At 60.6% G+C, this 17,555-nt stretch carries 20 protein-coding genes and 1 pseudogene; 6 read left to right on the top strand and 15 right to left on the bottom strand.

The window, feature by feature from the left end:
- Positions 1-8: 8 nt before the first annotated feature.
- From ftsX to ACIPVK_RS16270, 9 genes and pseudogenes are all read right to left on the bottom strand, one after another.
- Positions 9-923 carry a permease-like cell division protein FtsX gene (gene ftsX / locus ACIPVK_RS16310; protein WP_217389927.1) on the bottom strand — a complete coding sequence of 305 codons (915 nt, stop codon included), beginning with the start codon at positions 921-923 and terminating at the stop codon, positions 9-11.
- Positions 920-1,747 (bottom strand): cell division ATP-binding protein FtsE, encoded by an 828-nt coding sequence (gene ftsE, locus ACIPVK_RS16305; RefSeq protein WP_407613054.1) that lies wholly within the window; start codon positions 1,745-1,747, stop codon positions 920-922. The genes ftsX and ftsE overlap by 4 nt, the downstream gene beginning before the upstream one ends.
- 299 nt (positions 1,748-2,046) lie before the next feature.
- Positions 2,047-2,673 carry a CoA transferase subunit B gene (locus ACIPVK_RS16300; RefSeq protein WP_407613029.1) on the bottom strand — a complete coding sequence of 209 codons (627 nt, stop codon included), beginning with the start codon at positions 2,671-2,673 and terminating at the stop codon, positions 2,047-2,049.
- Between the two features lie 3 nt (positions 2,674-2,676).
- Positions 2,677-3,483, bottom strand: coding sequence for a CoA transferase subunit A (locus ACIPVK_RS16295; RefSeq protein ID WP_407613028.1), 807 nt, complete (start codon positions 3,481-3,483; stop codon positions 2,677-2,679).
- A gap of 360 nt (positions 3,484-3,843) precedes the next feature.
- Entirely contained in the window at positions 3,844-4,959 is a 1,116-nt protein-coding gene (prfB, locus tag ACIPVK_RS16290) for a peptide chain release factor 2 (protein ID WP_407613027.1), read from the bottom strand.
- A gap of 174 nt (positions 4,960-5,133) precedes the next feature.
- Positions 5,134-5,454, bottom strand: a complete 321-nt coding sequence (locus tag ACIPVK_RS16285; RefSeq protein ID WP_407613026.1) for a hypothetical protein — start codon at positions 5,452-5,454, stop codon at positions 5,134-5,136.
- Between the two features lie 150 nt (positions 5,455-5,604).
- The gene (locus tag ACIPVK_RS16280) at positions 5,605-5,955 is read right to left on the bottom strand and encodes a hypothetical protein (RefSeq protein ID WP_407613025.1); all 351 of its coding nucleotides are present in this window, start codon (positions 5,953-5,955) and stop codon (positions 5,605-5,607) included.
- Positions 5,952-6,443 carry a hypothetical protein gene (locus ACIPVK_RS16275; protein ID WP_407613024.1) on the bottom strand — a complete coding sequence of 164 codons (492 nt, stop codon included), beginning with the start codon at positions 6,441-6,443 and terminating at the stop codon, positions 5,952-5,954. The genes ACIPVK_RS16280 and ACIPVK_RS16275 overlap by 4 nt, the downstream gene beginning before the upstream one ends.
- Before the next feature lie 111 nt (positions 6,444-6,554).
- Positions 6,555-6,727: pseudogene (locus ACIPVK_RS16270) on the bottom strand (CpaF family protein); the annotation flags it as partial.
- A 120-nt stretch (positions 6,728-6,847) separates the two neighbouring features.
- Here ACIPVK_RS16270 and ACIPVK_RS16265 point away from each other — a divergent pair.
- Complete coding sequence (locus tag ACIPVK_RS16265) at positions 6,848-7,228, top strand: hypothetical protein (protein ID WP_407613023.1); 381 nt, start codon at positions 6,848-6,850, stop codon at positions 7,226-7,228.
- 100 nt (positions 7,229-7,328) lie between these two features.
- Positions 7,329-7,973, top strand: a complete 645-nt coding sequence (locus ACIPVK_RS16260; protein ID WP_407613022.1) for a hypothetical protein — start codon at positions 7,329-7,331, stop codon at positions 7,971-7,973.
- On the opposite strand, the gene ACIPVK_RS16255 is transcribed toward ACIPVK_RS16260, so the two are convergent.
- Entirely contained in the window at positions 7,970-8,350 is a 381-nt protein-coding gene (locus ACIPVK_RS16255) for a WhiB family transcriptional regulator (RefSeq protein WP_407613021.1), read from the bottom strand. The two genes, ACIPVK_RS16260 and ACIPVK_RS16255, sit on opposite strands and share 4 nt — an antisense overlap.
- Positions 8,351-8,540: 190 nt before the next feature.
- Positions 8,541-9,143, bottom strand: a complete 603-nt coding sequence (locus tag ACIPVK_RS16250; protein ID WP_407613020.1) for a hypothetical protein — start codon at positions 9,141-9,143, stop codon at positions 8,541-8,543.
- A gap of 1,047 nt (positions 9,144-10,190) precedes the next feature.
- Here ACIPVK_RS16250 and ACIPVK_RS16245 point away from each other — a divergent pair.
- Positions 10,191-10,904, top strand: a complete 714-nt coding sequence (locus ACIPVK_RS16245) for a hypothetical protein (protein ID WP_407613019.1) — start codon at positions 10,191-10,193, stop codon at positions 10,902-10,904.
- A gap of 479 nt (positions 10,905-11,383) precedes the next feature.
- Here ACIPVK_RS16245 and ACIPVK_RS16240 read toward each other — a convergent pair whose 3' ends face one another.
- Complete coding sequence (locus ACIPVK_RS16240) at positions 11,384-11,581, bottom strand: helix-turn-helix domain-containing protein (RefSeq protein ID WP_407613018.1); 198 nt, start codon at positions 11,579-11,581, stop codon at positions 11,384-11,386.
- Between the two features lie 419 nt (positions 11,582-12,000).
- Between ACIPVK_RS16240 and ACIPVK_RS16235 the strand changes: the two genes are divergently transcribed.
- Together ACIPVK_RS16235 and ACIPVK_RS16230 are read left to right on the top strand one after the other, a co-directional pair.
- Positions 12,001-12,846, top strand: a complete 846-nt coding sequence (locus ACIPVK_RS16235; RefSeq protein WP_407613017.1) for a hypothetical protein — start codon at positions 12,001-12,003, stop codon at positions 12,844-12,846.
- A 48-nt stretch (positions 12,847-12,894) separates the two neighbouring features.
- Entirely contained in the window at positions 12,895-13,362 is a 468-nt protein-coding gene (locus ACIPVK_RS16230) for a Panacea domain-containing protein (RefSeq protein WP_407613016.1), read from the top strand.
- A 1,208-nt stretch (positions 13,363-14,570) separates the two neighbouring features.
- Here ACIPVK_RS16230 and ACIPVK_RS16225 read toward each other — a convergent pair.
- The 3 genes from ACIPVK_RS16225 to ACIPVK_RS16215 all read right to left on the bottom strand — a co-directional run bounded on the left by ACIPVK_RS16225 (position 14,571) and on the right by ACIPVK_RS16215 (position 16,118).
- On the bottom strand, positions 14,571-14,813 hold the full coding sequence (locus tag ACIPVK_RS16225) for a recombinase family protein (RefSeq protein ID WP_407613015.1): 243 nt from the start codon (positions 14,811-14,813) through the stop codon (positions 14,571-14,573).
- 48 nt (positions 14,814-14,861) lie between these two features.
- Positions 14,862-15,890 (bottom strand): hypothetical protein, encoded by a 1,029-nt coding sequence (locus ACIPVK_RS16220; protein WP_407613014.1) that lies wholly within the window; start codon positions 15,888-15,890, stop codon positions 14,862-14,864.
- A 72-nt stretch (positions 15,891-15,962) separates the two neighbouring features.
- The gene (locus ACIPVK_RS16215; RefSeq protein WP_407613013.1) at positions 15,963-16,118 is read right to left on the bottom strand and encodes a hypothetical protein; all 156 of its coding nucleotides are present in this window, start codon (positions 16,116-16,118) and stop codon (positions 15,963-15,965) included.
- A 166-nt stretch (positions 16,119-16,284) separates the two neighbouring features.
- Between ACIPVK_RS16215 and ACIPVK_RS16210 the strand changes: the two genes are divergently transcribed.
- Positions 16,285-17,555: FtsK/SpoIIIE domain-containing protein (locus tag ACIPVK_RS16210; RefSeq protein ID WP_407613012.1), on the top strand; the 1,271-nt coding region annotated here is incomplete at its 3' end.

Below are 17,555 nucleotides of genomic sequence, written 5' to 3'. Positions count from 1 at the left end.
GCGACGCACTAAACCTTCAAGTAGCGCCGCAAGGTTACCAACGACGATACACCAGCCAAAACCACACCCAGCAAGATCAGCCACGGCGCGACCAGGAAAACTTCCCCTGTGGATATGAATGCCGTGTCCTTGTACTCAAGGGCAAGTTTGTCGTCGATGAGGAACCTCACCGCCGCCCACAAGACGCCACAAGCCAACAATGCGCCAATCAACGCCGAGATGACGCCCTCCAACACGAAGGGCAATTGGAGCGATGACTTTGAGGCACCCACCAAGCGCATGATGCCGGTTTCGCGGCGGCGCAAATAGGCCGACAATCGAATCGTCGTGCCGACCAACAGCACCGCGCACAGGATCATGACCCCGGCAATGCCGATGGCCACGAAGGATGCAATGTTGATGATGGAGAAGATCTTTTCGAGCAGTTCCCGCTGGTCGACCACGACATCAACGCCGTCCATCGACGAGAAGAGTTCCTTGATGATCTGGTATTTTTCCGGATCAACCAGGGAAACCCGGAACGACTCCGGAAGTTGGTCAGCGGTCACGGTTTCACTCATCGAAGAGTTCTCGAACTGTTCGCGGAAGTGGGTGAGGGCCTGGTCCTTCGATTCATATTCGAAGTTGTCCACGTACGGCTTGACCGCTGCCGAGCCCAGCATCGAATCGATTTCGCCACGCTGGTCGGCCGTTACCGCGCCCTCGGCACAGTTGGTGCCTTCATTGTGTTCACCGCACAGATAGATGGCCACCTGGACCTTGTCGTACCAGTAGCCCTTCATCTGCGTGATCTGCATCTGCATGAGCGCCGCGGTGCCGACGAATGTCAACGAAATGAAGGTAACCAAGACAACGGAAACCACCATGGAGAGGTTTCGGCGGAGGCCAGTGCCTACTTCGCCGAGAATAAATCCGAGTTTCATGGCAAGTCGTCCTCAGTGTCAAAGGGCGCAAAGGCCTGGCTACGGTCCGACGGCCTGTGCCAAGTACTGTGGTCGGCCTGGCGCAATTCGCGCGTGCCGTCCTGATTGATCACCGGGATCATCGAGGTGTATTCACCGGCGCTTTCATCGCGCATGATCTTGCCCAGAGAAAGCTCAATAACGCGACGACGCATGGAGTTGACGATTCCGTCGTCGTGCGTGGCCATGATGACCGTGGTGCCGTTTTGGTTGATCCGGTCCAAGACGTTCATGATCCCGACGCTCGTGGCCGGGTCCAGGTTGCCGGTCGGCTCGTCGGCGAGCAAGATCTGTGGCTTGTTGGCGATGGCGCGGGCAATGGCCACGCGCTGCTGTTCACCGCCGGAAAGCTCGTCAGGCTGGCGCTTTTCCTTGCCCTCCAGGCCTACTAGCTTCAGCACCTCGGGAACATGGTCGCGGATTGCGCTTCGGCTCTCCCCCACCACCTGCATGGCAAAGGCGACGTTCTCAAAAACATTCTTCTGCGGCAGCAGACGGAAATCCTGGAAGACGACTCCGATGCCGCGCCGCAATTTGGGCACACGCCACGAGGGAATGCGGGCAACGTTTTGACCGGCGACATGAACGGATCCGCCGGTGGCGACAATTTCGCGCAGGATCAGCCGCAGGAAGGTGGACTTGCCGGAACCGGAGGCCCCAACAAGAAACGCGAAGTCGCCGCGGTCGATCTCAATGGATACGTCGTCAAGGCCAGGGCGCGCATTCTCCGAACCAAGGCGTGACTTTTGGTCATAGACCATCGTGACGTTTTCGAATCTAATCATCGCAGCTCTGCCCGCGGGATCGCCGGCGCATGATCCAGGCACGGGACTTTGTTGAAGGAAGTTGCAAAGCCAGCCCTTGAACTCTATCCGCCCCGGACGCACACATCCGGGACAAAAAGCGGGTGTGTCACGAACCTGTGAGCCAGGTGAACGCGCGCTGCGTGAGGGAAACCCAACGACGCGACATCACTTGAAGGTACCGAAACCACGCACACACGAGGTCGGCCGGAGCCTCGCCTCAACCGTCGTTTGGTCTCTGGTTTTTCCGTCCCGACGTCGATCATCGGAACGGCTTTCCACTACAGCAGTTGCGCGTCCGTTGCGGCGCGGACCTGTTCGGGCGTGACGCCGGGGGCACACTCAACCAACCGCAGGCCGGCACCTGTGACGTCTATTACGGCGAGATCGGTGATGATGCGCTGCACCACTGCGCGACCGGTCAACGGCAGGGTGCACTCGGTGACGATCTTCGCACTGCCGTCCTTGGCCACGTGCTCCATCAAGACGATGACGCGTTTCGCACCATGGACCAGGTCCATGGCACCGCCCGGGCCCTTGACCATCTTGCCGGGGATCATCCAGTTGGCCAGGTCCCCGCCGGCCGACACCTGCATCGCCCCGAGGATCGCCGCATCGATCTTGCCGCCTCGGATCATCGCGAAACTTGTGGCCGAATCGAAGTAGCTGGCGCCGGGAAGCACCGTCACGGTTTCCTTCCCGGCGTTGATCAGGTCGGGATCGACATCGTCCTCGGCGGGATAGGGGCCGACGCCAAGGATTCCGTTCTCCGATTGCAGCACCAGCGTTCGGTCCGCCGGGACATGGTTTGGCACGAGCGTGGGCAGCCCGATGCCGAGGTTGACGTAGGCGCCATCGGGCAGTTCAAGCGCGGCCCGGGCCGCCATTTCATTGCGTGACCAAGGCATTGCCTAGCCCTCCTTCGGGTGTGGCGCGTCGTTGGATTCAGCGGCGGCCGCCTGGACCGTCCGCTTCTCAATCGGCTTTTCAATGTCGGGACCAACCTCCACCACCCGGTGCACAAAGACCCCGGGCAGGTGGACCGCATCGGGATCGAGTTCGCCGGGTTCAACCAGGTGCTCCACTTCGGCGATACAAATCTTCCCCGCCATCGCTGCCACGGGCGAGAACTGCCGCGCGGCCTTGTTGAATATCAGGTTGCCGTGGCGATCCCCGTAAGCCGCGTGGACAAGTGCGTAGTCCGTGACGATGGCTTCCTCCAGCACGAAGGTCCCCGGTTCGCCGCCTGGCGCGAAGTCACGCTGGTCCTTGGGCTTGGAGGCCTGCACGATCTCGCCGTCGGAGCCATATCGCTGGGGCAACCCGCCCTCGGCCACCTGGGTCCCGACGCCGGTGCGCGTGTAAAAGGCGGCGATGCCGGCTCCTCCCGCACGCAGCTTTTCGGCCAGCGTGCCCTGCGGGGTCAGTTCCAGCTCCAGTTCGCCGCTGAGGTAGCGGCGAGCAAATTCCTTGTTTTCGCCGACATAGGAAGACGTCATCTTCGAAATCTGTCCCGCCCGCAGCAAAACGCCCAGTCCGTGTTCGTCGGTTCCGCAGTTGTTCGAAACCACCTTCAGGTCACCCACCCCGGTCTGCAGCAACGCGTGGATCAGTGCGTTGGGATTGCCCGAAAGCCCGAATCCGCCCACTGCGATGGACGCTGACTCGGGAATGTCTGCCACGGCTGCTGCGGCTGATTCGTAGCTCTTGTCTAGCATTCCTGCGCTCCTGGGATTGCGGGTGGACGATGAGGCGAAACCACGGGACTGCCTGCACCAGGCATTTCGCATGGTGCTCTTGCGTCACCGGCTTGCGAGTACCTTGTAGCCACATCGTAGGACGTCCAGGCCCGGAATTCACCCATCGGGATGCAATCGCTCCCCCCGGCGGGCCACTGTGCGGCGGTTCTCCGCGCCCACGGTGCGAAAGGCCCGCAGGGCGTCGGTGCCGTCGGTTTCCGAAAAACGGAAAAGGAGGTTCCGCGGACACGTGGTGAAACGAGTCTGCGGAACCTCCTTGATCCGTACAGTGCCCCCGCGTCCGGCCCGGTGGCCGCCCAGCGTCAGGCTCGTGGATGCCTAGGACTGTGGACGGCGCTGTGCCGCCCGCCACCGGATCCCGGCATCGATGAAGTCATCGAGTTCGCCGTCGAAAACGGCGGAGGTGTTTCCGACCTCGTGTTCGGTGCGCAGGTCCTTCACCATTTGATAGGGGTTGAGCACATAGGAACGCATCTGGTCGCCCCACGAGGCCTTGACGTCGCCGGCCATCTGCTTCTTTTGCGCGTCCTGCTCGGCCTTCTTCACCAACAGCAACCGCGACTGCAGCACGCGCAGTGCCGCCGCACGGTTTTGGATCTGCGACTTCTCGTTCTGCATCGACACCACGATGCCGGTGGGGATGTGAGTCATGCGCACGGCCGAGTCGGTGGTGTTCACGGACTGGCCACCCGGGCCCGAGGAACGATACACATCGACGCGGATTTCGTTCTCCGGGATCTCGATGGAATCGTTTTGCTCGATCAGCGGAATGACCTCGACAGCGGCAAAGGACGTCTGGCGGCGGCCCTGGTTGTCGAAGGGCGAAATGCGCACGAGGCGGTGGGTTCCGGCCTCGACGGACAGCGTGCCGAATGCGTAGGGCGCGTTGATTTCGAAGGTGGCCGATTTCAGGCCGGCCTCTTCGGCGTAGGACGTGTCCATGACCCGTGTCGGGTAGCCGTGCTTTTCGGCCCAACGCATGTACATGCGCATGAGCATCTCGGCGAAGTCCGCGGCGTCCACGCCGCCGGCCCCTGCCCGGATGGTGACAACGGCCTCGCGGGCATCGAATTCGCCGGAGAGCAGGGTCACCACTTCCAGGTTGTCCAAGGCCTTGCGCACCGACTTGAGCTCGGTTTCGGCCTCCTGCATGGCGTCGGCGTCGCCCTCCATTTCGGCGAGCTCGACCAGCACCTCCAGGTCATCGATCCGTGTCTGGATGCTCGTGAGTCGCTCAAGCTCGGACTGGCGGTGCGAGAGCTTGGAGGTGACCACCTGCGCGGCGGCCGGGTTGTCCCAGAGATCGGGAACACCGGCTTCCTCGGAAAGCATCGCAATGTCGGCGCGGATGCGCGGCACATCGGAGACCTCTTCGATGGAGGCGTAGGTGGAGCGCAGTGATTTGATTTCGGCAGAAAAGTCAGTTGAAGCCATGGTAGGTTCCAGCCTACGACATTTACGGCGCCAAGCTTTGCGTCGCGACTTGTTTCCGCCCGAAGGGTCTGCGCCCGGTGATGTAGCCAGGTCGCATTCGCCCCGTCACCGGCGAGCGCGGTTCCACGCGCTTCGTCCCCTCGAAGTTGGCGTTGGCCAGATGCACTCGGTTATTCAACGAGAGAGCAACGTTCGTGCATGGGAATCGACGTGGATGGACACCCCGCGCGGAACCACCCATCCGATGATGGGTGGGTGCACCACCGCGCCGAGCCGCACGTGTGCCGTTACCCCATCGGGTTCCACGCCGGCGCTGACAATGTGCAGGTTTGAAAAGCCGGCACGCGCATTGATGTCAGCAAGGTATTTTTCCGCCGCGTTCCGGACCTCCGCCGGCTGCAGCCGAAGCGAGGCGACGTTCTCGCCGCCCGCCGTAAGTTCAAATTTGTCTGCGGCGACGTGGTTTGGGCTAACGGGATGCAAACGCTGCGCCACGTCAGCTCGAAAAAACGGATCACCGCTGTCACCGATGTCGACGGCGATATGTGCCCTATTTATTCTCCGAGTTATGTTGCTATTTCAAGTAAAGCGGCGGCTACGCCGCCGACATCCGACGTCCTCCCGCACGAACCTCTCGCAAATGGGCTAGAATCGTGCTTCTTTCTGCTCCAGCTCCGCAGGCTTATTCGCCGGAAGCCGCCCGTTCGGCGTCGCGTACTCATCAAGAACCCACTTCCACTTGGATTTCAGACCCGAAGTGGCCCACTTCCGCCCACCTTCGGCGGGAAGCATAAATACCAGCAGGAATCCAGGGGCATTAGGCACAAAGACCTTTAAGCGCTCACGCCAAGCCTGTGGCGACTCATCGGACGCAACAATCCACACGTCCGGCATCTCATGCCACCACTCTTCGGCATTCTTCTTAACTTGGGCATGAATCAGAGTCCTCTGTGTTTCGTCTATGCCGGCCAAGAGAATGATCAAAAAACCGCTCATTTGCCGAAACCCTCTCGAACTTCATTATCAGAGCCGTAAGCATCCGGCTCCTCCACCACCTCGTCAGCGACCAGACCAGTCGGTGCAACCGCAGTACCGGGCCCGCGTTCCAGTTCGACGTCGGATTCGGTAACCTCCAACACCGGAAACGACTCCACTCTGTCACCACGGTTGCTATCGCCAAGAATTAGCGTCTCTTGGATATGAGCGTACTCGGTACCTGTTACCTGGGTCAGCATAAGCTTCGAAGGGTCAATGAGAGAGACAACGAACACACCAGCTAGCAACAGCAGCAGGAGCAGGCCGGAGAACCCGAGTAGGAACGGAATTAGCCACAGCTCTACGTTATTACTGGCCAAGACCGCGACGACGCTTACAGTAGCGAACAGGAGAATGCCGAGAACGGTCGCGTAGAACCCAAGCACCGTTTTCGGATTGATCGTTTGGCGTCCGCGCATAGCGTTCGTGACCTGCTTTATAGCGCTCACGTGTCCACCCCTCCCCTGGCGTGCAACTTCAGCACAGCCGGACTTGAGGGGTTACTGAGAACTGCCCCCTTCACATGAAGCTTACCCGGGCGTCACGGTGTGTCGACAACTTGTCTCGTTCCCGGCCTGAGTGGCTCCGGAAACCAAGAGTTCAACCCGGCGCCGCCGGCGGTGTTCAGGTGATGCGCTGCCTGCCGGGTCATCGAGCCGAGCTCCACAAGGTGGTCGAGCCGGCTGGCCCGCGCGATGGACTTGCGGATGTTCACTGCCCAGTGGTGGCCAGTATGCCGGGTGCCACCAGCCCCCGGTCCCGTTCTCCATCGACCTCCAGGTGGCCGCATGACGCGGCAATTTGTCGGTCCCACCAGTAAGAATGAACAAGCCAACCAGCCCAGGAGCACACCATGAGTGACCACTACGCAGACCACCAGCCCATCCCCCACGGCATCCTCCTGAAGTGGCCTTCCCTGTGCGAAGGTGCGGGGCGCTGGGCGGTCCTGCATGACCTGGAGGGCCCGGCGGGCGTCCTGTTCCATAGCCAGGCCAACGGCATGGGCTTCCTGCCGTTCCGGGCGACACCCATCAGCCTGGCAACCACCATGGGGTACATCCAAGCATCGAACACTGAAGGCAGTTCCCCGGAACGGGTGTTCGATTACTGGGCCGGTTCCGGTTCCGTCAACAGGTACGCCGGGCCGATCCACACCACCGAGGACCTGGGGGCCGTGGCCGACTGGGTGAATGAACACAACGCCGAGCCCCCGGCCGATATGCTGGCCCCGTAGCCTCCAGCCGGACTGGCTACAGCGAACGCCCCGCACAGGACTCAATCCCGTGCGGGGCGTTCTGCGTGCATAGACTGTTCCGGTGAATGGAACCTTGTATGTGCTGGCCCAAGCCGCCGCGCCAGCCGCCGACGCCGCACCAGCCAACCCTCTCGCGGCCCTCCTGGGCGGCGTTCTCCCCCTAGCCACTGGAGTCATCGGCTACCTTGTCGGCTTCCTGCGAGACGCCAACAGGGCCAAGGCAGACCGTGAAGCCCGGCATCAGGAACAGGTCTTAGAAGCTGCGATCGAACTTCTAGGTTCCACTGCCCAATTGCAAAAGAGTGCGGCTATTGTTTTCGCCAAAATGGAAGCAACTAATCAGTTCAACCCTGAGTTTGGGGACTGGTCTGAGGAACAGAAAGAAAAACTATTGGCAGCCAATGCGGCTTTCTATGACGTAGTTCATCAGGAAGAGCGAAAGTCCGCTGACAGAGCCCTCTATGTCGCCATGGACGGCCTAATGAGCACTAGAGAACTAACCAAGCCTCACGCTCTTCGGATTAGCATCCTCGCTCCGAGCATGGAGTCGCTAGCCAACGAGATGGTAAATGCTGCCAGCCATCCTGGAGCATCCGAAGAAACCGACACGGCAAAAAACCTTCAGGCAGAATACGCGGTAGCCAGGGAAGCATTTGCGAACGCCGTCCGTTCCTACCTCAAGGTTCCCACCCGGGGAAGATCCTTCAGACAGAGAGTGCTTTAGCCCGCTTCCGTGGCCCGCGCCCGCCGCTTCCGGGAATACTCCCGCCGGACCGCCAACCTCATTTCTCGGGCCTCAGGTGACTCCAGGGCCAGCCGCTTCCGCTCTTGTTCGCGCCGCGCCACACTGCGCGCCACCTTCCGGGCCTCCAAAATGGCCTGGTCCTGCTCCCGGTCACCACCTGGCACCTGGCCCCCATCCCGAGGCACACCGCCCCACACGCCCCTGCCCTCCCCCAGGCCAACCTCCAGGCACTCCAGACGCACAGGGCAACCGCCACACACAGCAACCGCCCGCGCCGTCCTGTCGGCGTCAGCGGAAGCGAACCAGTCCCCCGGCGACGGATCACCGGCACACGCCGCCCCATGAACCCACTTCACCAGGAACCACGCCCAACCCCGGCCTGGGGCCCCACCAGAACCCCACGGGGCACCTTGGGGCACCCCACAGGACCCCAGTGGGGCATGAATGGGGCACCGTGGGGCACCCCAACGCCCCACCCACGAACCAACGGGCGTGCCAGGACCGAGAAACCAGCCCCGACACGCCCCGCAAATTGCGAAGTCACCGCTAGTTCTTGGCCTTCCCGCGTGCCTGGGCCATGACTTCCTCGACGCTGGGCATGTCCTGGAGTACCGCGTGCAGTTCCCCGGTCAGGAACCCCTGGGCCGCCTTGATCGCCTCCACGGTGCTCCAGCCGCCCTTCTTCCGCCCCAGGCTGGGGTTGCTCACCCAAGCGCCCAGGATGCCCTCCCACCCTTCCTGCATGGCCTTGGCGGCGATACCGCCCGCAATCTCCACGTTGTCGCCCTGGTGCGCCTTCCGCAGAAGCTGGTCGAACGCCTTGGCGGCTTCCTGCTCCGTGGTCAGGGTGGCGTTCAGCGCCTCGATGCGGGCCTTGGTTTCGTGCTCCCGGGCGGGGTCCCGGCGTGTGTAGAGCGGCGCGGTCCCGAACAGGCGTTGCGTTTCCTTGGCAATGGTGGCGCGGGCACCCACCAGGACGCGGGCGCGGTGCCGCACGATGGCCGCCTGGGCCTCCCGCTGGGCCACCTGGGCATCGTAGGGCTTTTGGGCCATCATGGCTTGCACGATACGGTTGCCGCCGGTCTGGCGGGCTTCTGCGGCGTCGTGAAGGGCGGAGCCAATCGGGTTGTTCATTGCGTTGGTATTCATTGTGTTTCTCCTGCTGTTGTGTTCTGCCAGGCTGGCGGTCGCCGCCTGGAGGTCTTTGGGAATGCTGGCCAGCGTGGGCGGTGCCCGTTCCCCGGAATGGCACCTGTTACTGGTCACGGTCGGCACCTTGATTTACTGGCCAGACGTGGCCAGAACCAGGTCACCGGATCAGACACCGGTTTGGCGGCCAATTCAGCCGATTTCACGCGGCCTCGTCCCGGTCGGCAATGCGGCCCATGGCGTCGGCGCGCAAGGTGTAGTAGCTATGCCCGTTGCGCTCCCGCTGGGACAGGTAGCCCGATGCCACCGCCAGGTCCCCCACCGCCAGACTTGCCGCCGTCGCTGGTGCCAGCCGGCCGTACTAGGGCTACGTCGATGTAGGTTGTCGCCCCGTCGAACCAGCGGCCAGTGTCCCGGTCGCGGTCGCGGCGGTGTTCGACACAGGCCAGGCGCAGACGGCAAGCTGTGGTCCCACTGGCCAAGGTCTATAGTTCGGGCTGGGCAGTCACGCGCCCGGTGGCGATCATGGTTGGAAGGCTCATGGTTTTCGTTCCCATCGGTTGGTTCTAGAAGGTGGCACCGGGCTGGGCCCACTGGTCGGCGCGGGAGGTTAGGTCGGCTTGTTGCGCGGCGGTCCAACCCTTGCCTCGATTTGAGCGCGCTTTCCTTGGGTTCTGCGGCGGGCCGTCGAACGTGGCACCGGGTTGGGCCCAATGATCGGTGTAGGCGTCGTCCTGGCGGGCACTGGAGCCCTGCAAGCGTGAGCGCGGTGTCCCATACCCAGGTTTAGGCCCGAATCGCCGGGCCACCGACTCCCCGCGGCCGGGGGCATTGGGTCACGGCAGCGTACTCTCATTTCAAGGGTGCGCTACAGGTCATTCAAATAAAGCTGAGAGTGGGCGGGGGCAGTGGTGAAACTGTGGGGAAGGGTGTCTGACAAAGGCCAGCACCCTGTGGGTTCCTCTTCCAGCTTTGGATCCAGCCCCGTGAGTACCGTCGCCGCACATTGCCGCTGTTCCATGAGTACGTCGGCATAGGATTACGGTCATGCTCAATCTCACCGGCTTCGTGCCCTGGCCACTGAATTCGGATCTGACCGCGTACTGGACAATGTGGGGCACGGTTGCAACCGCCTCCGTCACAGCTCTTCTAGCGCTATTTGCCTATCGCGCCTGGGATACTTCCAAAAAGACCTTGGGTGCTATGCAAAAGCAAGCTAGAGCCGATTTGGGTGAGCGACAGGAATCAAGGGAAATTTCTGCCCTCGCTGACTATCTACTCGCCATGAGTGAAGTGGGGGTCTTGAAGTCGCGCATCCCTGACGGCGCTCCCCGGGCCAGCTTTTTCGATGATCCAGAGCGGCAACGTCTTGAGGCTGAGATTGCCTACGCAGATCATGTTGCCCAAGAGGTCACCGGGCCGATTGAGCGGAACGGCATGATTTGGAGGCTCCACCATCACCGAAATGAGTTAGCGTTAGAGCGAATTCTGTGGGCAGAAATTGACTTAGTCGATGCACTTTCCCAGCTTCATTTCCTGAAAGGATTCCGGCGTGCGCAGGCCATTCATCACTGTCGTAACTTCGTGGAGGAATTCGCTACGGTTCTCAGAGACTGGCAAATGAACACTTCCAATCGTGAGGTACACGTCCGCGAAGCTTCCGAACTGGCATCGACCCTCAAATCACAAATTGAGAGGATCAGCTCGCACGACGTGGAAGATGATTTGGAGCCAGCCACTGAGAAGGAGCCGCCAGCCTAACCATGAAGTCAAAGTCTCCGACGGCTTGTGTGAGCAGCTGGCAACGTTCTGGGATCGCGGAAAGTTTTTGGCGGGTCCCTTCGTGAAGCAGCAGAGCATTGCTCACCTATTTGGTGCGATCCTTGCCGTACCCGGGCGATGGTTTCAGCCGTACGGGTGATCCTGCGGATGGAGCTTTCCTGCCGCGCTCGCCGAACGAACCACGGTTAAGCATCCGTTCCAGTGTGGGCGCTACGGGCGGTAGGTATTGCGAATAATGAAGCTCTCGATGGCAGATTGCTGGATCTTCCAGCGCCATCGAAGTCCTGGCATTTTGATCCCGACCAAGTCCCCGCGCCTCAAAAGTTAGCGGACTGTTTCCGGGTGCATGTCGAGCATTTCGGCGGCACGCACGCTCACGAGTTTCTGCAGTCCTCAGTTCACCATGCTCATCCCCCGGGTTGACTTCACATCCTGACTGGCGGCGCCGAAGTGCGTGCCTAAGCTGCCCTCCACGGCCGGTATGTGTTTCGTTTGATGAAGCGGTCTATGGCTGCCGGCTCCACCTTCCAGCGGCCTCGAAGGCCAGGCATTTTTACTCCGGCAAGATCACCCCGCCGGAGCAGTTCACGCACAGTCTGCGGATGCATTCCCAGTTGCTCGGATGCTTCTTCGATGTTCAACAGCTTCTTCGTCATTTGGATCGCTCACCATGAGACGAGGCATTCTGGAACCATGACACTCCAGCAAGAAGAACTTGCGTTCGAACTGTCGGCCACCCTCGCTAACCTCGCTGTATGGAGTCTGTTGAAGTGCAATTCTCGGCGGCCCGGGAACCCATCCGTGTCCGCCGGCAAGGCCGCGTGTGGCACGTGGTGGCCACGCCGGTGCGCTGGTATGAACGCGTGAAGTAGTGGAAGACCGAGCAATCAGAGCCAACGGATGAGTCGAAGGCATGAAGTCATTACAGCGCTTCGAGCGAGCTCAAATTTTTTACACGCGGAGTGCATGCTAGGTTCATTGTTTCGACGATGAATCATGTTGGGTTCGCGATTTGGGGGAAACTTTGACGAGAGCGAAATCGCTGCTAAGGAAAGTCTGGCGCTCCATTTGTAGCATGGTGGCGGCCATTGTCATCAGCCCAACTTCCAGAATCATTTTTTCGATCTTGACTGGACTTGTGCTCTTGGTTGGCTTCTACGCCGAGAAAGAGCCGGTATGGGTTCAGGGATGGTTGCCAAGTTGGTTTGTCGATTTCTATACCTTGATTGCTGCCCTGCTAACAGTTCAGCCGCTCTTTGGCGGCATCGCCGCGGCGGTCACTAAGAAGAAGTTGAAGCAGTCGCTACGTGAAGGCATGGATGAGGGACTGAAAAGAATCGTTGAATGCATTCGCGATATCGCTCGCATCAACACCCATAACGGCTGGCTGCCAGAGGATGCCCGGCGGTTCGAACGCAGAGTGGTTGAATCGATGCAACAATTGATGCAAATGACGGGGGTCGACGATCCACGGGTTTGTCTATACGAAATCGAAGCTACAGACCGGACACAGGAAGACGCCGCAGGCCGGCCGATAGTAAACGATCTAGCCTATGTGCATCACTACAATCGAGATCGTCCCACTGTTAAGTTCGTCAGAACAGATGAAGAAGCGGCCGGGCTCTTCGAAGCCTTAGACACTGGTCAGCATTCCCGACAGCTGAATCGCCCCAATTACGATCCGGAAAAACACCATTGGCGTTCAGCATTAAGAGTCCCAGTTGAGCACGACGTGAACAGATGGGGCGTTTTGACGGTTGATTCTCCGAAGAAACATGGCATGGCTGAAGGGTACGAAGAGATCCTGGGGTTCGGTGCAGCCTTGGTCGTGGTTGCTCGACTTTGTGAAGAGCACAGCGATGCTCCGACCTTTGAACGATTGCAAGAATCGTTAGGAGACTTTAATGCGTCGGGGGCGTGAGATTCAACGATCTGGCCGTAAGCTACAAGGTAAGAGAGGAGCGTTCCAATGGCTGCCACACAGCAAGCAAACGATCTAGCTGCATTCATTGTCCAACGGCTTGGACGCATCGAGACCCTCAAATTGCAGAAACTCCTGTATTACTGCAACGCGTGGAATTTGGCACTAAGAGGTCGCCCTATGTTTCCTGACCAGATTGAGGCTTGGAAGCATGGCCCCGTCATTAGTTCCATCTACACCATGCATCGAAAAGAAACTTCGGTGGACAGCTGGGAGGCTGGAGACGCAACACGAGTCTCGATGCCGGATCAAGATCTCGCTACTGCGGTGATCAACCTTTACGGTGCGCGTTCTGGTTGGGCGCTTCGCAATTTGACGCATAAAGAAGACCCTTGGATGGCCGCATGGGACCGTTGTGGACACGGCGAAAGGTACGGCGAAGTTATCACCGAGGATGAAATGGGTGCCTACTATAGGGCGCGAATTTCTGCCAAGGAAGAATCCGGCAACGGCTGATTCTTCGGACTATTTCGTGGCATTGATCCAGGCACAACAAATGAGCCCCACCCGATCTTTAGATCGGGTGGGGCTCATTTGTTGTGCACTCCGTTGGGGGACGGAGACGCACCAGGTCCGCAAGCTCTGGGGGAGGCTTGCGCTTCCACGACCCCAGCCAGAGCTAAGTACGAACCGCAAATCAAGCCGTCCGAGAGTTGCTAAACCTGGTCGCGCTCTGGCGACTGGGTAGGCTCGTGCGGGTTGGCGATGGGGAAGCCGCTTTATCCCCCCGTCAATGATTGCTGTATGCGCCTTTCACGGAGTTACGCTGCTGCCGATGCCCGCCGACAGGTCCGCGAATATTGGCTGATGTTCCCTACGGTAGTCACTGGACTTGAGGCAATCGAAGGTACGCGGGGTAGTCATCGCTTCCATGATTACCTTCGCCGCTTCCCATGGGTTGGCTTCAATGTAGCGGCTTATGTCCCGCGGCAGTACGCCTAATACGACCGACAGGGTTCCAACGAGGTTAAGTCCCTGCGCCGCCTCCCTGAGCTTGTCCACGCTCCCGATAAGGGAGCAGCAGCAGTCGATTCCGCTTCGCGCTCTTGGCATTCCTGTTGCCCGCTGTGCCCATGCTTGGCGTGGGGCAGTACGTGGGCCAGAGTCGAGCGCGCTTGAATGGGAGCAAGGGTGAGCCGGGGTCCAATTGTGCGAGCGGCATAGTCATAAGCTCCCCACCGGCCGTCCGGAAAATATTCGGGAAGCACTGTCACAACCGTGACGCACAATTGAGCAATCTCCGATTCGAATTCGGCTATGGCTGCGGCAATGGCCGGCGAGTGTTTGGCGTTGATTGGTTGGGTACCATTGGACATGGTTCTACTCCTGATGGGGCGTGAATCAGGCAGTGCTGGTCCATTTCTTGCCGGAATAACCAGCGCCGCTTCTGTGTGGGTCGTCCTGCCCAATTTCGAAAAGTGGGCGGGCATAGGTACGGCCCCAGTCAATTGACGGGGCTGGTGAGGGAACTCGCCGTTGGGTCGCGCCGAATCAACGATTGAATCTTCAATTCTTTCACCAGTTTTCCGCGTGGAGTAATCTCTTCCATGACTGCTCAGGTCACCCCAGACAGCCGTTAAATAGCCGGCTCCGCGCCCGGCTGGAGCTATCGCCGAATGCCCGGCAGGGGAAGCCGCTGAGCTGCTGCAGCTCCCCCAGCAAAATCAGCTGGCTTCTTCCATGCGCAGCAGACGGGACATGGTCGATACGCTCACCTGTGCGGCGTCAGCAATTTCCTTGGGGCCCATGTCGTTGCCTGCGTGCAGCTTCTTCACAAGAGCCACCTTCTTTGCGTCGAACGTGCGGGGCCGGCCGCCCAGCTTGCCTCGCTCCCGGGCCTTCTCACGGCCTTTGCTCGTGCGCTCGTTGATCAGTGCGCGTTCGAATTCGGCAATAGCTTTGAACATAGAAAATGCCCCGCAACAATCTGTCAGGCTCGCGGGGCATTGATTTCCCTATGCGTAAATTGCTACCGGGATAACCCGAACCACGGGGCCCTTGAGTTCAAGCGTAAAGCTGGCATCGAATTTTCCGTCAGCTCCAGCTTCGTCAAATTTCTCGCCCAGTTCATCCAGCCACGGCTGCTGAATTCGATTGAGAAATTTGTTTCGAGCAAGAATGGAGTCACTGACGGCAGTGACGCTCACAACCTTCCCCAAGACCTTGAATTGGCCGTCCAATATTCTGTCTTGGTCCTTCCCAATGAAATGCTCCGTGTCGCAAATGACTACTGCCGTTGCGCCCTGCCTGCGAGATCCGGTCACGACTGAACCGAAGAATTCTCTAGTGATCTCATTCTTGAAGTCCTGGCGCAACGCGCTCACAACGGCCGAGGCCATTTGCGCATCGCCTTCAGCTTTGTAGCGCTCCTTCTGAATAAAATTCTGCAACTGATCATGACCCGAACTCTCGTAAGAATCCCAGTTCTCAAGAACCTTCTGTTTCGATTGGTAATGCACGAAGGCCGCCGCAAGATCTGGCGTGACAAGATCCAACAAAGTGTTAAACTCATTTGGCCGGAACCCGGCTGTAAACTCGACGAAATCGCCAGGTTCCAGTTCTTTCGTCGAGCCACGGTCCGTTAATTTCTGAACTACTCTCGAATGCTGAAGGTACGCCTTCACCGCCTGGAAGTGATAATGAGCGGTGTAGGTGAAGGTATCTGTCGTCGAAAGCTCATCCCTCGATCCGCTAGTGCTGCCAGTCTGCCCATTCGCATTCGCATGCGCGCTGGCATTGCCGAAGAACGGGATGCTACCACCAACCTTTCCCCCGGCCTCGACTCCGGCAGTCGAACTCGAATTGGAGTCAACAGCGGCTACCGACAGCTGCGACCCTTCGGTTAGCAGTCCTTGCTTGTAGATCTGTTGTACGAGGCCAGTGATGAACTCGTCGTTACGGTATATGACCAAATCAAGCTCGGTGTTGAATTGTTCGTCTTGCCTGCCGTCAGATTCGGCAACTTCAATCACATCATCAGCCACAAGTTTCCCCCAGTTAGATAATTCCATACGCATCGCAAAGTGACTCTCTACATTGCCTGAGGCAAGGATAGTTCACGGCGTCGTGGCCGTGACGCGCAGCGTGGCTTCGGCACCGCTGAGGAAGTCCATCCCGTGCTTGCTCACGACGGGCCCATCTGCATACTCTCTGTCTGACTGGCGCAGGGCTCGCACCTCGGCCAGGCTGGCGACTGCCGCTGCGTGCTTCATCGCGTGTCACCGGGCAGGCCCAGTACCGGGGCAGGTTGCCCACCCCGGACGCGGAGCGGCACCGGACAACCATGACCGAGACGAGATCCGCCCGATCGCGTTGGAGGGGATCGGATTCGACACCCTGGCGCGCTCTCTCCGGCGGATGCTGCCGACGGAGACGGCCATGGCGGATGCCGGACCGGACCCCGGCGACGAACCCGGCCTCGAACCCAAGCCAGGTGCCGTGCCCCGCACGGGCGCCGTCATCGGCGACACGGCCGAAGGCCAGCTGCAGCTGGATCTCGACGCGGACGGGCCGCACCTGCTGGTCGCCGGAACCACCGGCTCGGGCAAATCCGAGCTGCTTCGCTCCCTGGTGCTGGGACTGGCCGCGGGATCCGGACCGGATGCACTGTCGTTCATGCTCGTCGACTTCAAGGGCGGCGCCACGTTGGCGCCGCTGTGCCGGCTGCCCCACGTCCAGAACTTCGTTTCGGACCTGGATGCCGCCGCAGGGGAACGGATCCTGGACCTGCTCGGGCACGAACTGCACCGGCGCGAGGCATTTCTCGCGGACCACGCAGCCACCGACCATCGCGACTACCTGCGCTCACGCACCGCCACCGATCCGGCGTTGCCCAAGCTCGTGGTGCTGATCGACGAATTCCGCGTCTTCGCCACCGAGTTGCCCCAGGCGCTGGAGCGGGTGGTCCACATTGCCACCGTGGGCCGTTCACTGGGGATCCACCTGGTGCTCAGCACGCAGCGGCCGGCCGGGACCATCAGCGCCCCGTTGCGTGCCAACATCGGGTCGGTCATCGCGCTGCGCACCATCGGCGAATCCGAGTCGAACGACCTGATCGGCTCGGCCTCGGCGGCCCGGTTGGACGCCTCGACCCCCGGCATGGCGTATTTCCGGCGCGGCGGAGAACCCCCGGTGAAGTTCCGGGCCCGCGTCAACGCCCGTCCCAGCGTCCCGGCCCGCCTGCGCGGATTCGGCGCGGGCCTGGGCGGCGTGCTGTTCGGCGAGGAATTACCGGCCGAAGGACCTTCGGCCGGTTCCCCGGCCGTGGCGGCCCGCGAAGGTCCCGGGCTCGCCGGAACCGAGGTGGAACTGGCCGCGCAGGTGGACCGCATCCGCGACCGCCACCGCGACGTCGAGCCCGCCCCGAACCCGTTTTCCGCTGCGCTTCCGCAGCGATTGCCGGCAATCCCCCGTTCGGTGCTCAAGCAGGCGGCAGGGCTTCAGGGCGTGGTCGGGATGCTGGATCGGCCGCATCTTCCGCAGGCCGGCCCCCTGGTCTTCGACCCGCGGGCCACCGCCCGGCTCATGGTCTGCGGGCTGCCGGGTTCCGGCATCGAACAGGTGCCCGAGCTGCTGGTCCACGCCGTGAACCGCGGGGCCTTCCGGATGCCGGCCATGTTGCTGGACGGCAACGGCACCTTGGGTGCCCT

Origin of the sequence: Paeniglutamicibacter sp. MACA_103, from assembly GCF_045798555.1 — a bacterium.
In the GTDB taxonomy this organism is placed as follows: domain Bacteria; phylum Actinomycetota; class Actinomycetes; order Actinomycetales; family Micrococcaceae; genus Paeniglutamicibacter.
This window is presented reverse-complemented; position numbering and strand designations above follow the sequence as displayed.

Bases quoted from the DNA above. Each gene is read 5' to 3' on its own strand.
- ftsX (WP_217389927.1), bottom strand. From the start codon at position 923: ATGAAACTCGGATTTATTCTCGGCGAAGTAGGCACTGGCCTCCGCCGA.
- ftsE (WP_407613054.1), bottom strand. From the start codon at position 1,747: ATGATTAGATTCGAAAACGTCACGATGGTCTATGACCAAAAGTCACGC.
- ACIPVK_RS16300 (WP_407613029.1), bottom strand. From the start codon at position 2,673: ATGCCTTGGTCACGCAATGAAATGGCGGCCCGGGCCGCGCTTGAACTG.
- ACIPVK_RS16295 (WP_407613028.1), bottom strand. From the start codon at position 3,483: ATGCTAGACAAGAGCTACGAATCAGCCGCAGCAGCCGTGGCAGACATT.
- prfB (WP_407613027.1), bottom strand. From the start codon at position 4,959: ATGGCTTCAACTGACTTTTCTGCCGAAATCAAATCACTGCGCTCCACC.
- ACIPVK_RS16280 (WP_407613025.1), bottom strand. From the start codon at position 5,955: ATGAGCGGTTTTTTGATCATTCTCTTGGCCGGCATAGACGAAACACAG.
- ACIPVK_RS16265 (WP_407613023.1), top strand. From the start codon at position 6,848: ATGAGTGACCACTACGCAGACCACCAGCCCATCCCCCACGGCATCCTC.
- ACIPVK_RS16250 (WP_407613020.1), bottom strand. From the start codon at position 9,143: ATGAATACCAACGCAATGAACAACCCGATTGGCTCCGCCCTTCACGAC.
- ACIPVK_RS16245 (WP_407613019.1), top strand. From the start codon at position 10,191: ATGCTCAATCTCACCGGCTTCGTGCCCTGGCCACTGAATTCGGATCTG.
- ACIPVK_RS16240 (WP_407613018.1), bottom strand. From the start codon at position 11,581: ATGACGAAGAAGCTGTTGAACATCGAAGAAGCATCCGAGCAACTGGGA.
- ACIPVK_RS16235 (WP_407613017.1), top strand. From the start codon at position 12,001: ATGGTGGCGGCCATTGTCATCAGCCCAACTTCCAGAATCATTTTTTCG.
- ACIPVK_RS16230 (WP_407613016.1), top strand. From the start codon at position 12,895: ATGGCTGCCACACAGCAAGCAAACGATCTAGCTGCATTCATTGTCCAA.
- ACIPVK_RS16225 (WP_407613015.1), bottom strand. From the start codon at position 14,813: ATGTTCAAAGCTATTGCCGAATTCGAACGCGCACTGATCAACGAGCGC.
- ACIPVK_RS16215 (WP_407613013.1), bottom strand. From the start codon at position 16,118: ATGAAGCACGCAGCGGCAGTCGCCAGCCTGGCCGAGGTGCGAGCCCTG.